The organism is Acidobacteriota bacterium (assembly GCA_039028635.1).
In the GTDB taxonomy this organism is placed as follows: domain Bacteria; phylum Acidobacteriota; class Thermoanaerobaculia; order Multivoradales; family JBCCEF01; genus JBCCEF01.
In genome coordinates this window covers 1-13,238 of sequence record JBCCHV010000035.1, presented here as the reverse complement: position 1 = coordinate 13,238, position 13,238 = coordinate 1, and the positions used below count along the sequence as shown (strand labels likewise).

The following is a 13,238-nucleotide window of genomic DNA, read 5'->3' as shown; positions in this document are numbered from 1 at the left end:
CATGGCCAACCCGCAAGCGAACGAACGGCCCCGCTGGGTCGACGACCCCAAGAACGTCGACAAGATCGTCTACGGTCTCTACATCGTCTGCGCTCTGCTGGTGCTGGCGGATCTGTTCTACGACAAGCACCCGCACTTCGCCTTCGAGGGCTGGATCGGCTTCTTCGGTTTCCTCGGTTTTCTCGGCTCGGTGGGTCTGGTGTTCGCGGCCAAGGCCCTGCGCAAGCTGCTGATGCGGCGGGACGACTACTATGACCGCTAGTCTCGCCAGCCTGCCTCCGGGCCTGCTCCTGATCTTCGGCGGTCTGCTCCTCACCCTGCTGCGCGGCCGCCTGCAGCGCATCGCCCTGGTGGCGCTACCCCTCGCCAGCGCCTGGCAGCTCCTGCAGTTCTTCCCCGACGGTACGCTCGTCCAGGCCCAGATCTTCGACTACGAGCTGACCCCCGTTCGCATCGACCGCCTGAGCCTGGTGTGGGGCTATGTTTTCCACATCGCCGCCTTCGTCAGCGCCCTCTACGCCTTCCACGTCAAGGACACGCTGCAGCACGCCTCGGCACTGGTCTACGCCGGCGCCGCCATCGGCGCCGTCTTCGCCGGCGACCTGGTGACCCTGTTCGTCTACTGGGAGCTCACCGCCCTGTCGTCGGTGTTCCTGATCTGGGCGCGCAAGACCGAGCGCGCCTTCCATGCCGGCATGCGCTATCTGGTGATCCAGGTGGGCTCCGGCGTGGTGCTGCTGTCGGGAGTGCTGTTCCATCTCCACGCCACCGGCAGCCTCGACTTCGGCGCCATCGGCTTGGAATCCACCGGCGGCAAGCTGATCTTCCTCGCCTTCGGCATCAAGGCGGCCTTCCCGTTCCTCCACAACTGGCTGCAGGACGCCTACCCGGAAGCCACCGTCACCGGCACCGTCTTCCTTTCCTCCTTCACCACCAAGCTGGCGATCTACGCGCTGGCCCGCGGCTTCGCCGGCACCGAGATCCTGATCCCCATCGGCGCCGCCATGACCGCCTTCCCGATCTTCTTCGCGGTGATCGAAAACGACCTCCGGCGGGTGCTCGCCTACAGCCTCAACAACCAGCTCGGCTTCATGGTGGTGGGTATCGGCCTGGGCACCCAGATGTCCCTCGACGGCACCGCCGCCCACGCCTTCGTCCACATCCTCTACAAGGCGCTGCTCTTCATGTCGATGGGCGCCGTGCTGCTACGCACCGGCACCGCCAACGGCTCGGACCTCGGCGGCCTCTACAAATCGATGCCCTGGACCACCGGTTTCTGCATCGTCGGCGCGGCTTCGATCTCGGCCTTTCCGCTGTTCTCGGGCTTCGTCGCCAAGTCCCTGATCCTCACCGAGGCCGCCGAGCAGCACCGCACCGTCATCTACCTGATCCTGCTCTTCGCCTCGGCCGGCGTCTTCCACCACTCGGGAATCAAGATCCCCTACTTCGCCTTCTTCGGCCACGACTCCGGCAAGCGGGTCGAGGAGGCGCCGCGCAACATGCTGTGGGCGATGGGCCTGACCGCCGCCGCCTGCATCGCCATCGGCGTCTTCCCGCACCAGCTCCTCTACCCGCTGCTGCCCTATCCGGTGGACTACCAGCCATACACCACCTCCCACGTCATCACCCAGATCCAGCTCCTGCTGTTCTCGGCCCTGGCCTTCACCGTGCTCAATCGCACCGGTCTCTATCCGCCGGAGCTGCGCTCGACCGTCCTCGACACCGACTGGCTCTACCGCAAAGCCGCCCCCACCGCCATCGGCTGGGCCTACCGCACCGGTCGCACCGTCGACCGCGGCGTGCGCGCCGCCTTCCTCGGCGCCCTCAGCAGCTTCCTCGGCAGGAGCGAGCGCGCCTTCAACCCCAAAGGCCTCCTCGGCCGCACCTGGTCCACCCGCGGCATGGTGCTGTGGGCGACGGTGCTGCTGGCGGTTTGTTTGGTGAGTTACTACCTGTAAGGGGAGCCTTCCGCCTCCTCCGCCGTCCGTTTCGTAGCGGATTCTGACGCGTTCCCCGCTTTTCTCCCCTCCGCCGAGTAGAGACGCTTCTACTCACAGTCGATCGACCGGACCTCGGCTCGATCAACCAGCCATTCGCGATGCCCGTGGGAGGCGTCGACCGCGAGGAGGATGGGATGCGGAGACTGAGACACCATTTCAGAGTGATCCTGTTGTGCTTGGTTTGCGTCGGGGCCAATGCCGCCTTCGAATCGAAGAGCTATGCCCAACCGGAGGGCTGCGAAGCAGTGCATGGATCCTCGAACTGGTTCAAAGGAGTCTGTCGAGACATTGGGAGAGGTCTCGACGACGTCTGGTTCTGGTTCACGGATCTGTTCGACAAACCGCGCAAGAAAGACCGCGAAAACGAAGCCGCTGAGGAAGTCCATCCGCAGGAATTCTTCGTCCGCTGGCTGGATGATGTCGACATCCATGACGGTAACCCTTGGGTCGACGACTCGGACTGGGAGTCAATGGTCGAATCCGCGATTGCAGATGCAGAAGACGAAGCCCGCTATCTGGCAGAGGTCGAGATGCTCGATCTGGTTCACTCCCTCATCGGTGACTTCGAGGCCGCCCGAGAGGAGCACCTCGACATTGCGCAGGAGGTCTACGACTCCCTCGCTCCGGGCAGCTCAGAGCTCGAGGATCTCATCGCTCATCCGGCGATTCTCGACACCCTCGAAACCATTCGCCTCTCAGCTCCGAGCGAGCATCCGGTTCTTGCGACCGTCGCAACCGCCCATCAAAGGCACTCCGAAGCGCAAACCTGGTTCGATCGCTCGGATAGCCTGCTGGACGCCCTCTTGGGCAAAGTTTCCGATCTCGAGGCGGTCGAGACCTATCGAGACGACGCCTGGTTCGAGTTCCCGACCGGTTTACCCCTCGCCGTGCAGGAGATCAGCGGCAGGATCCAGGAGCTGACATCAATCCTCGAGGACTACTTCGAAGAAATCGACGACGCGCCCTTCGACGAGGACAGCGACTATCGCGCTTGGCTCTGCGATCTCGAATGGTGGATGGTGGAGAGTATCGTTCAACACGAGATTCGGAGCGGCATCGACCTCGAGTGGGAGAACCTACCGATCTTCGGCGGCTGTGGCGAGGGTGAGCCGCACGCCGCCGGCATCTCCGTCGCCGGCAGCAGGTCGCCATCACCGGAGGAGATCATTCGGGTCATCCAGCTAGGCGATTCCTACAGTGCAGGCCTCGGAACCCTCGATGACCGAGTTCCCGCTCCGCCAAGCGGGCAAGGGCACTGCAACGACCCTGAGTACAGCAACATCCAGGTGACGCCGGGATTTCGACTGGCCGAGCACATCGAGCAAACCACCGGTCGGCAGGTGAGGTACGTTTTCGCGGCCTGCGCTGGAGCGGAGGTCTATCGATCGAATCCGGATCTACAGGATCAGTGGCATCGGATCATGGCCGAAGAGCTCGACCTCGGGACGGGCGAAAACACCATCATCGTTTTCACCTTTGGTGGTAACGACCTCCGAACCTGGCGAGATCTTTCGTGGCCCGAGCTCATGCAGGATTGCTTCTGGTACGACTGTGCCCATCCGCTCGTGATCCGAGGAAACCAAATCGAAAACATCGCGGAGCTGTACAGTGAGTATGTCCACTACCTTCGCGAAATCGCCCGCGACGTGCCGGACGCCACGATTCGAGTGCTCGGCTACCCGACTCCTTTCCAGCCGGTCTTTCGAGACACCTTCGGCCCCGGAAACAACAGCGACGGGCCGTCGGACCGTCGGCATTGCCGCGGCATGCTGTCGATCTCGGTCACGGAGGCCGACTTTCTCGATGGCCAGAGCAACCTCGCCATCGATGCCCTTCAGGCGGCCGTGGCCGATGCCGCCTCCTATTCTTGGATCGACCTCTGGTTCCAAGACGTACGGCCTTTGTTCCGTGGCCACGGTCTCTGCGACGCGCGGAACTCGTTCCTGAACAACATCGGCGTCAACATCTGGCAGCTCGAGGCCCAGGCCAACTCTCTGCATCCCCGCATCGAAGGCTACGATGCCTACTTCCACGCCCTGCTGGATAGCCTCGGCTGGTAGGAGATCAGCCGCTGAAACGAGAAAACGGCGCCCCGCTTGCGCGGAGCGCCGTTGATCCAACGAACTTCGGAGTGCTGAGCCGCTACTGACCGAGGCGCTTCTGCACCCGGGCGCGCTGGGCGGCCTCGTCGCGCAGGCGGACGGCTTCGTCGCCGACGGTGAGACCACCGTGCTCGGCGGCGAGCTTGGCGGCTTCCGCCGGGTCGAGCTCGTCGAGGGCCCGGGCCTGCTCGGTGAGCAGGACCAGCTTGTTGTCTCCCACCTGCGCGAAGCCGCCATCGACATAGAGGCGCTCGCTACCGCCGCCGGCGGTAGTCACCCGCAGCAACCCGATCCCCACCATCGACAGCAGCGGGGCGTGGTTGGGCAGGATTCCCACCTCACCGTCGTGGGCGGGAAAGATGGCCGCCGTCGCTTCGACCTCGAGGGCGGCGCCCTCGGGGGTCACGACGCTGACCTGGAAGCTCTTGGCCACCTTACTTCATCTCCTCGGCCTTCTTGGCCGCGTCTTCGATCGTGCCGACGTACATGAAGGCCGCCTCCGGCAGGTGATCCCACTTGCCGTCGCAGAGCTCCTCGAAGGAGCGAATGGTGTCTTCCGGCTTGACGTAGACGCCCGGGATACCGATGAACTGCTCGGCGACGAAGAAGGCCTGCGACAGGAAGCGCTCGATGCGGCGCGCCCGGGCAACCACCACCTTGTCGTCCTCGGAGAGCTCGTCGACGCCGAGAATGGCGATGATGTCCTGCAGGTCCTTGTAGCGCTGCAGGATCTGCTGCACCCGACGGGCGACGGCGTAGTGACGCTCACCGAGCACCTCCGGCGACACGATCCGGCTGCTCGAGGCGAGCGGGTCGACGGCGGGGTAGATGCCCTTCTCGGCGATCGAGCGCTCGAGGTTGACGGTCGAGTCGAGGTGGGTGAAGGCAGACGCCGGCGCCGGGTCGGTGTAGTCATCGGCCGGCACGTAGATCGCCTGAATACTGGTCACAGCGCCAGCGCTGGTCGAGGTGATGCGCTCCTGGAGCTCACCCATCTCGGTGGTCAGGGTGGGCTGGTAACCCACCGCCGAAGGCATCCGGCCGAGCAGCGCGGAGACCTCCGAGCCGGCCTGCGAGAAGCGGAAGATGTTGTCGACGAAGAGCAGGGTGTCGGCACCGGTCTGGTCGCGGAAGTGCTCCGCCATGGTCAAGGCCGACAGCGCCACGCGCAGACGGGCGCCGGGGGGCTCGTTCATCTGACCGAAGACCATCACCGTCTGATCGAGCACGCGCTTGCCGGTGTCACCGATCTTGGCTTCCTGCATCTCGAGCCAGAGGTCGTTGCCCTCGCGAGTCCGCTCACCGACGCCGGCGAAGCAGGAGTAGCCGCTGTGGAAGCGGGCGAGGCGAGCGATCAGCTCCTGAATGATGACCGTCTTGCCAACGCCGGCACCGCCGAACAGACCGGCCTTACCGCCACGCACCAGGGGGCAGAGCAGGTCGACCACCTTGATGCCGGTTTCGAACAGCTCGGTCTTCGCGGAGACGTCCGACAGGTTCGGCGTCGGCTGGTGGATGGCGCGGCGCTCGGTCTCGGCCAGGGGGCCGCGGCCGTCGATGGTCTCGCCGACCATGTTGAACACCCGGCCGAGGGTTTCCTCGCCGACGGGAACGCTCACCGGCGCCCCCGAGTCGGTGATCTCGGCTCCACGCTTGAGGCCGTCCGTCGACCCCAAGGAGACGGCACGCACGCGGCCACCGCCGAGGTGCTGGGCGACCTCGCACCACAGCGTTTCGGTAGTCGTCTCGCCGAGCACGGTGCGCTCCACCGGCACTTTCAAGGCGTTGTAGATGGCGGGCATCCGGTCTTCCGGAAACTGCGCATCGAGGGTGGATCCGATGACCTGTGTCACCGTTCCGATATTGGTCTCTGCCATGGGACGATTCCTCGTATCTTCAGAAAAAAGTCGTCAGGTCGGCAATTGGGCTCATGGTCTGGCGCGCAAGATCACGCCAGGGCGTTGGCTCCACCGACGATATCGAGCAGTTCCAGGGTGATCTGACTCTGCCGCGCCCGGTTGTACTGCCGGGTGAGGTTGCCGATCATCTCCTCGGCCGCTTCGGTGGCGGCCTTCATGGCGGCCATACGAGCGATCTGCTCGCTGACCGCGGCATCGTTGAAGCTCTGGAAGAGGCGCATGCGGACCGTCGCCGGCAGCAGCCGGTCGAGCAGCTCCTCGGCCGAAGGCTGAATCTCGTAGACTCCCTGCGCCGCGTCGCCGGTGGCTTCCGCCTCCGCCGACTCCTCGCGCTTCAGGGGCAAGAGCTGGAAGATCTCCGGCACCTGCCTGCCCGCCGAGTAGAAACGCATGTAGGCGACATACACCGAGCCCAAGCGTCCGCTCACGAAGTCGTCGATCAGGCCTTGAGCGATCGGCTCGACCTGGTCGAAGCGCGGCTGATCCTCGATGTCGAAGATCTCCCGCGCCATCTCGCGACGGCTGAACTTGAAGGCGCCGGACCCCTTGCGGCCCACCATGTGGACTTCGGTGGCGAGGCCGGCTTTCTTCTGGGCATCGATGTGGGCCGTCGCCGTCCGCAGCACGTTGGCGTTGTAGCCACCGCACAGACCGCGGTTGCTGCTCAACACCACCAGCGCCGAGTCCGGGGAATCGCTGCTCCGCATCAGCGGGTGCTCGAAGTCCCCGGTGACCCCCGAAAGATCGGCGATCAGCTCGGCGAGCTTGTCGGTGTAAGGCCGCGTCGCCGTCGCCCGATTCATCGCCGACTGGAACCGGGCGGTGGCGATCAACTGCATGGTGCGCGTGATCTTCTTGATGTTGCGCACCGCTTTACGGCGCTTGACGATGGCGCGGCGGTTGGCCATGGGTTAGTTCCCTTGCTTCTCGTCGAGGAAGGTCGCCTTGCAGCCTTCGATGACCTGGCGAATGGTGCCGTCGAGCTCGTCCGAGATGGCGCCCTTGGCATCGAGCTCGTCGATCACCTCCGGGTACTCGTCGCGGAAGGTCTTGATCAGCTTCTCTTCGAACTCGAGCACCTGGTCGACCGGCAGGTCGTCGAGGAAGCCCTGGGTTCCGGCGAAGATGCTCAAGATCTGATCGTTGACGTTGTAGGGCACGTACTGGGGCTGCTTCAACAGCTCGGTCATGCGGCGACCGCGGTCGAGCTGACGCTGCGACACGTCGTCGAGGTCGGTGCCGAGCTGGGCGAAGGCCTCAAGGGCGCGGAACGAAGCCAGGTCGAGACGCAGCGAGCCGGCGATCTTCTTCATCGCCTTACGCTGGGCGTTGCCGCCCACTCGGGAGACGCTGATGCCGACGTTGACGGCCGGCCGCACACCGGCGAAGAAGAGGTCCGGCTCGAGGTAGATCTGACCGTCGGTGATCGAGATCACGTTGGTCGGAATGTAGGCCGAAACCTCGCCCTCGAGGGTCTCGATCACCGGCAGGGCGGTCATCGAGCCGCCGGTGTCCGGGAAGCGGTGGATGCGGTAGTCGTCCTTGTTGTCGAGGCTGTTGTACCAGGCCTCGATACGCTCGGCGCCTTCGTGACGGTGGAAAAGGCCTTCGGCGTCGTCGGGACGATGGTCCTCCGGCGCGTTCAGACCCTCCGGATGCTTGAGGGCAACGGAGCGGTCGATCGAATCTTCCGCCGTGTCCTTGGGCACCACCGCGTACTCGTCGCGCAGCTTGACGGAGCGCTCGAGGAGGCGGGAGTGGAGGTAGAAGACGTCACCCGGGTAAGCCTCGCGGCCGGGCGGACGACGCAGCAGAAGCGAGAGCTGCCGGTAGGCCTGGGCCTGCTTCGAAAGGTCGTCGTAGACACACAGCGTGGCCTTGCCCTGCAGGTACATGAAGTACTCGGCCATCGCCGCACCGGCGTACGGGGCGATGTACTGCAGAGGCGCCGGATCGGAAGCGGAGGCAGCGACCACGATGGTGTAGTCCATTGCGCCGGCCTCGCGCAGGCGATCGACGACGCCGGCGACGGTCGAGTCCTTCTGACCGACGGCGACGTAGACGCAGATCACGCCCGAGCCCTTCTGGTTGATGATCGAGTCGATGGCGATCGCCGTCTTACCGGTCTTGCGGTCACCGATGATCAGCTCGCGCTGGCCGCGACCGATCGGGATCATCGAGTCGATCGCCTTGATGCCGGTCTGCATCGGCTCGGTCACCGGCTGACGCTCGGCGATACCCGGCGCCTTGAACTCGAGGGGCCGGCGATCCGGGGTCTCGATGACGCCCAGACCATCGAGGGGCTGACCGAGGGGGTTGACCACTCGGCCGACCATGGCGGCACCCACCGGCACGCTCAACAGCTCGCCGGTACGCCGCACCTCGTCGCCCTCGCGAATCCCCAGGTAGTCGCCCAGGATGACCACACCGACGGAGCCCTCTTCCAGGTTGAAGACCTGACCGGAGGCGCCGTTCTCGAACACCAGTCGCTCGCCGGCCATGGCGTTGGCAAGGCCGTAAACTCGCGCGATGCCGTCACCGACCTCGAGCACCTTGCCGACCTCGGCGAGATCCGCCTCGCCGCGATACTGCTGAATCTCCTCCGCGATGACGGAGGTGATTTCGTCGACTTTGAACTTCATCTCTTCAGTTCCTCAGTTCTCGACGTGCGCGCCGCTCTGGATCTGGCGGGAAGCACGCGTCAGTAGCTTTTCGCTCAAGTTCGCGAGCTGGGTGGCGACGCTCGAGTCGGATTTCTGGTCCCCGATCTGGACGATCATGCCGCCGAGCAAGTCGGCGTCGACGGCCTCGATCAAGGTCGCCTGACGACCGGTCTTGGCCTCGATGCTGCTGACCAAGCGCTGGCGCTGATCGTCGTTCAGGGGAATCGCCGAAGTGACTCGCGCCTCGACCCGATTGGCCTGCCGCAGATGCTCTTCCTGGAAGGTCGCCGCCACCGCCGGCAACAGGCCGATGCGGCCCTTCCGATTGAGCACCTGGAGAGCGTCCACCAACAGATCGCTGGCGCGGCCGCGAAACATCTTGTCGAGGCTGTCGCGACGCTTGTCGGCATCGACCAACGGGCTCGAGAGGAAGTCGCGGAAGGCATCATCCGTCTCGACCAGGGCAGCCAGGGACTGCAGCTCCTGCAGCAGGCTGTCGGCCTCACCCTTTTGCTGAGCGAGATCCAACATGGCAGAGCTGTAGACCCGGGCGATGGCGATCATCTCGTCACTGAAGCTCGACATGGTTCCCCTCGGCGCCGTCAGTTGTTCATCTTGTCGATCGAGGCGATCGACTCCGCGATCAGGCGCTCGTGATCACCCGCCGAGAGCTCCCGCTTGAGAATCCTCGAAGCGGCGTCCACCGACAGGTCGGTCGCCCGAGAGTAGAGATCCTTGACCGCCGTGTCGCTGGCGATGGAGATCTCGCGGCGCGCCCGATCGAGCATCTTCTCGGCCTCTTCCTTGGCCCGCTCCTCTTCACGCTGCCGCAGCACGGCGGCGTCGCGTCGAGCTTCCTCGATCATGGCGTCGACTTCTTGGCGAGCAGCGGCCAACTTCTCCTCGTACTCGGCGAGGCGGGCCGTCGCCTGGTCACGCTCTTCCTTGGCCTTGGCGAGGGAGTCGTGGATGAACTCTTCGCGACTCTGCAGGCCGCTGAGGATGGGACCCCAGGCGAAACGCCCGAGAAACACCAACAGCGCCAAGAAGATGACCAGGGTCCAGATCATGTTCCCGAGATCACCGGAGAACAGACTGCCTTCGCCTTCGCCACCGGCGGCGAAGGCCGGGACGGCGAGCAGGAGAAGCATCAAAACGAGGCTTAGCTTGCGCATAGCACCTTGCCTTTTCTTGGTCTTCGGATTCCGGCGGACGGCCGCGGGGCGACGCCCGCCGGAAACCATCACCTTAGAGAACGGCGAGCAGACCGACGATCACACCGAAGAGGGCGGCGCCCTCGATGAGGGCCGCGCTGATGATCATGGCGGTCTGGACCTGACCCGTCGCCTCCGGCTGACGGGCAATGGCCTCGACCGCACCACCACCGATACGACCGATGCCGAGACCGGCGCCGATCACGGCCAGGCCGGCGCCGATGGCGCCGCCCAGCTTGCGCAAACCGAAGCCCATCGCCTCGCTGGCCTCGGCCGGCTGCGCGGCGAGGACCGGCACGAACATCAGGGCCATCCCAGCGACGATCAGACCCAACATGACCTTTGCAGAAGTCTTGCTCATCTCTCCAAAATTCCTTTCTTTTTCTCTCGCCGACCAACCCCTCCGCCGATCCGCGAGTCCTGTTCGTCGTCGGCCCCCGGCAACCGTGCACGGCGAGCCACGACGGAGTTTTCTTTCAACTAGTGAGCGTGCGCCTCCCCATGGTCCTCGCCGTGATGGAAGATCACCGACATGCCGAGGAACAGGGTCGTCAGGAAAGTAAAGATGTAAGCCTGAAGAAAGGCGACGAAGATTTCGAGCAGATTGACCGCCACGCTGCCCAGCACCACCGGCACCGAGATGGCGAATCCGGCGCCGCTGCCGACAACCGAACCGACGGTCAAGATGAAGCCGAGGAGCACCGCCAGCAGGATGTGCCCGGCCATCATGTTGGCGAACAATCGAATCGCCAGCGAAGCGGCCTTGGCGACCAACCCGGCGACCTCGATCGGCACCAGCAACGGCGCCAGCCACCACGGGCCGGGATTGAAGTGCGCCAAGTACTCCATCCCGCCGAGGCGCAGACCGTTGACGATCAACATGGTGAGGGTGATCAGGGCGAGCGTCGCGGTGACCCAGATGTTGGCCGTTGGCGTGCCCCCGATGTGGACTCCGAAGAGCCCCGTCGAAATCGCCGCGATCGGCAGCAACCCGAGCAGGTTCATCGTCAAGATGAAGAAGAACACCGTCCAGATGAACTTGATGAAGCGATCCGTGTGGTGTTGCAGGTTGGGCTCCGCCATGTCCTTGCGCAGGTACTCGCAAAGGGTCTCGACGAAGTTGGCGCCACCGCTCGGCACCAGGCGGCCGATCTCGTCGCTACCGCGGCGCTTGCGCACCATCAGGGGTAGGAAGATCATCAGAATCAAGGCCGCCAGAATCATGACCACGATCTGATCGCTCAGCACGGTCAGCTTGCCGGCTGGAGTCAACAGGCCGAGGTCGGCATCACGCGTGATCAACGGATGCTGTACGACGTGGTCGACCGGATCCGCCATTCCGAGCTTCAAGAATCCAAACTTCGCAAGGCTCAACTTCATGAGCTCGTTCGCCTTTCCGCGGAGTCCGCGATGCGAAATCGTTCAAACCGGAGGGCTGTCTCCGGGGCCACCGAAGCGCTTGCTCACGGCGACCTAAACCACCTTGGCCCGACCGACGGCGAACCACGTGTCAACGGCCAGCAACAGCACATAGCTCGCCGCCAAGCCCACCAGCAGGGTGCGCGGCTCGAAAGGACCGGTCAGTCCCACCGCCAAGCCGAGCATCACCGTGGTGATGAGCCGCAAACCGGTCGCCGCCAGGGCCCGGCTGACCATCGGCTCGCCCGCCTTGACGCCAATGATCAACGGCAGCGCGCCGACCAGGGAGGCAACCCAGCTCACCCCGCAGGCCGCCACCCAGGCCCATGATCCAGTCACGCCGGTGAAGCGGCCCGCCGGAACCCAGCCGAGCGCCGCCAACAATGCGGCGACAGCGCCAGCCAACAACGCGAAGCGGCCGAACCCGGCGCCCGCAGGCGTGCCCGTCAAGGATCCACCTCGTGCCGCGCGGTGACTTCCTGGACCTCGCTCTCCGACTCGGCTTCGACGCTCTCAGGCTTACCTTCGAGCTCTGGAAGCTGCTGCTGGCGAACCGCGGCCAGGGTCCCGCGCACCATGTTGTAAAGACCTCCGACCAGACCCATCGTCAAGCCGATCAGCAACCCCCAGGGCTCGCTGCCGAAGTGACGATCAATCCAGTAACCGAGCAACGTCAGCCCGGCCACCGACGCGGCGAGCTCGAAGCCGACCCCGAGAAATCGCATTCCCTTGGCGGGGCCTCTTCTCGCCATGACCCGAGTCCTCAATGATCAACAGCCTGCCGTCGCGGCGGACCCGGAGCGGACGAAGCGAGGCCAGAGATTCCTCTGGTCCGATTCGATCTCTAAGCTTGTGTACCCGCGACAGGTCGGCTGATTTCTGATTCCGGGGAGTTCCGAGACCGATGGCGAAGCACCACCCGCACTCGGACCGGCAAAAGGAACCTATCACCGCTCCACAGGGGGGTCAACCCGACCTTTTCAGAGCCTCGGAATAGGGATTCCCGAGCCCTTTCGGACCCCCTGGGAAGGACGCAGTGACCGCTGTCCACGTATGATCTCCGCAGCCCCCTTCACCCCCCTGGAGAGCCCGACCGATGCGACCAGCCTCCGCTTACGACCCGGTCTTCACCGGCACCTCGACGGACGATTCTCTCGAACGGGTGCAAGCCCGCTTCGAGGAAGCCAGCGAGCCCTACTTGCGCAGCCCGTTCAACTGGCTTGCCTGGTCCGTCCTGCTGCCGGCGGCGGCCTTGCTGACCCCGACCGCCCAGCGCGGCTTCGGGGTCTCGGGACCACTTCTGCTGTGGTCCCTGGCGGTTCTCCTGGGGGGCGCCGTCGAAGGGCTCCTGATCTTTCCGCGGGCGCCGCGTCAGGGAAAGCATCGCAGCCTGTCGGCCTGGGTCTTTCGGCTGCAGGGCAATATCTCCCTGGTGGCCGCCGCCCTCTCGGCGCTGCTCCTCTGGTCGGGCCTGGCCTGGGCCGTCCCGGCACTCTGGCTGCTCTTGCTGGGCCACTCCTTCTACGGCATCGGCGGGCTGTCGGTGACGGCTTTCAGAACCTACGGCCTGATCTACCAGGCGGCAGGCTTCGCCGCCCTCTGGCCGTCCGGCTGGTCGCTCCACATCTTCGCTGCCGGCACCCTCGTCGCCAACCTCTGGATGGCCTGGTCGGTGCGAACGAGCTAGCAGGTTGCTGAAAACTCATCGGCAACCTGCTCCCGGGCCCGTACGGGCCCGGCGGCGGCGCAGCCGCCGCGACGGGAGAGGAGGCCCAAGAACCGCGCGTCTTGGGCCGGAGCGGGACGCGTAGTCAGGGGCGCGCCGCCCCTCTCGGAAAAAACGGCTAGCAGCGCTGAAAAAGTCTTGACTGGGAGCATCTTTGGTCTTCAAGAGCTTCCGAGCCCGAGGGGCGAGGCGGCG

The 13,238-nt window shown here is 64.9% G+C and carries 14 protein-coding genes; 4 read left to right on the top strand and 10 right to left on the bottom strand.

What is annotated here, in order from left to right; all coding sequences use genetic code 11:
• Position 1: 1 nt before the first annotated feature.
• The 3 genes from AAF604_14870 (at position 2) to AAF604_14860 (ending at position 4,060) form a co-directional block, all read left to right on the top strand.
• Positions 2-262, top strand: coding sequence for a hypothetical protein (locus AAF604_14870; protein ID MEM7050949.1), 261 nt, complete (start codon positions 2-4; stop codon positions 260-262).
• Positions 252-1,958, top strand: a complete 1,707-nt coding sequence (locus tag AAF604_14865) for a Na(+)/H(+) antiporter subunit D (protein MEM7050948.1) — start codon at positions 252-254, stop codon at positions 1,956-1,958. Before AAF604_14870 ends, AAF604_14865 begins: the two co-directional genes overlap by 11 nt.
• Before the next feature lie 176 nt (positions 1,959-2,134).
• The gene (locus AAF604_14860; GenBank protein ID MEM7050947.1) at positions 2,135-4,060 is read left to right on the top strand and encodes a hypothetical protein; all 1,926 of its coding nucleotides are present in this window, start codon (positions 2,135-2,137) and stop codon (positions 4,058-4,060) included.
• Between the two features lie 82 nt (positions 4,061-4,142).
• Here the strand turns inward: AAF604_14860 and atpC are convergent, their stop codons facing one another.
• From atpC to AAF604_14810, 10 genes are all read right to left on the bottom strand, one after another.
• Positions 4,143-4,535: an ATP synthase F1 subunit epsilon gene (atpC, locus tag AAF604_14855; protein MEM7050946.1), complete on the bottom strand. Its 393-nt coding sequence runs from the start codon at positions 4,533-4,535 to the stop codon at positions 4,143-4,145.
• 1 nt (position 4,536) lies between these two features.
• A complete protein-coding gene (gene atpD, locus AAF604_14850) occupies positions 4,537-5,979 on the bottom strand; it encodes a F0F1 ATP synthase subunit beta (GenBank protein ID MEM7050945.1) in 1,443 nt (480 codons plus the stop codon).
• 71 nt (positions 5,980-6,050) lie between these two features.
• A complete protein-coding gene (gene atpG / locus AAF604_14845; protein ID MEM7050944.1) occupies positions 6,051-6,929 on the bottom strand; it encodes an ATP synthase F1 subunit gamma in 879 nt (292 codons plus the stop codon).
• 3 nt (positions 6,930-6,932) lie between these two features.
• The gene (atpA, locus tag AAF604_14840; protein MEM7050943.1) at positions 6,933-8,663 is read right to left on the bottom strand and encodes a F0F1 ATP synthase subunit alpha; all 1,731 of its coding nucleotides are present in this window, start codon (positions 8,661-8,663) and stop codon (positions 6,933-6,935) included.
• Positions 8,664-8,675: 12 nt separating this feature from the next.
• Entirely contained in the window at positions 8,676-9,269 is a 594-nt protein-coding gene (gene atpH, locus AAF604_14835; protein ID MEM7050942.1) for an ATP synthase F1 subunit delta, read from the bottom strand.
• A gap of 17 nt (positions 9,270-9,286) precedes the next feature.
• The gene (atpF, locus tag AAF604_14830; GenBank protein MEM7050941.1) at positions 9,287-9,835 is read right to left on the bottom strand and encodes a F0F1 ATP synthase subunit B; all 549 of its coding nucleotides are present in this window, start codon (positions 9,833-9,835) and stop codon (positions 9,287-9,289) included.
• Between the two features lie 97 nt (positions 9,836-9,932).
• Positions 9,933-10,154 (bottom strand): ATP synthase F0 subunit C, encoded by a 222-nt coding sequence (gene atpE / locus AAF604_14825; protein ID MEM7050940.1) that lies wholly within the window; start codon positions 10,152-10,154, stop codon positions 9,933-9,935.
• A 224-nt stretch (positions 10,155-10,378) separates the two neighbouring features.
• Positions 10,379-11,278: a F0F1 ATP synthase subunit A gene (atpB, locus tag AAF604_14820; GenBank protein MEM7050939.1), complete on the bottom strand. Its 900-nt coding sequence runs from the start codon at positions 11,276-11,278 to the stop codon at positions 10,379-10,381.
• 93 nt (positions 11,279-11,371) lie between these two features.
• Positions 11,372-11,620: a hypothetical protein gene (locus AAF604_14815; GenBank protein ID MEM7050938.1), complete on the bottom strand. Its 249-nt coding sequence runs from the start codon at positions 11,618-11,620 to the stop codon at positions 11,372-11,374.
• Between the two features lie 143 nt (positions 11,621-11,763).
• Positions 11,764-12,042 (bottom strand): AtpZ/AtpI family protein, encoded by a 279-nt coding sequence (locus AAF604_14810; protein ID MEM7050937.1) that lies wholly within the window; start codon positions 12,040-12,042, stop codon positions 11,764-11,766.
• A gap of 371 nt (positions 12,043-12,413) precedes the next feature.
• Here AAF604_14810 and AAF604_14805 point away from each other — a divergent pair, with 371 nt between their 5' ends.
• Positions 12,414-13,004, top strand: a complete 591-nt coding sequence (locus tag AAF604_14805; GenBank protein MEM7050936.1) for a hypothetical protein — start codon at positions 12,414-12,416, stop codon at positions 13,002-13,004.
• Positions 13,005-13,238 lie beyond the last annotated feature (234 nt).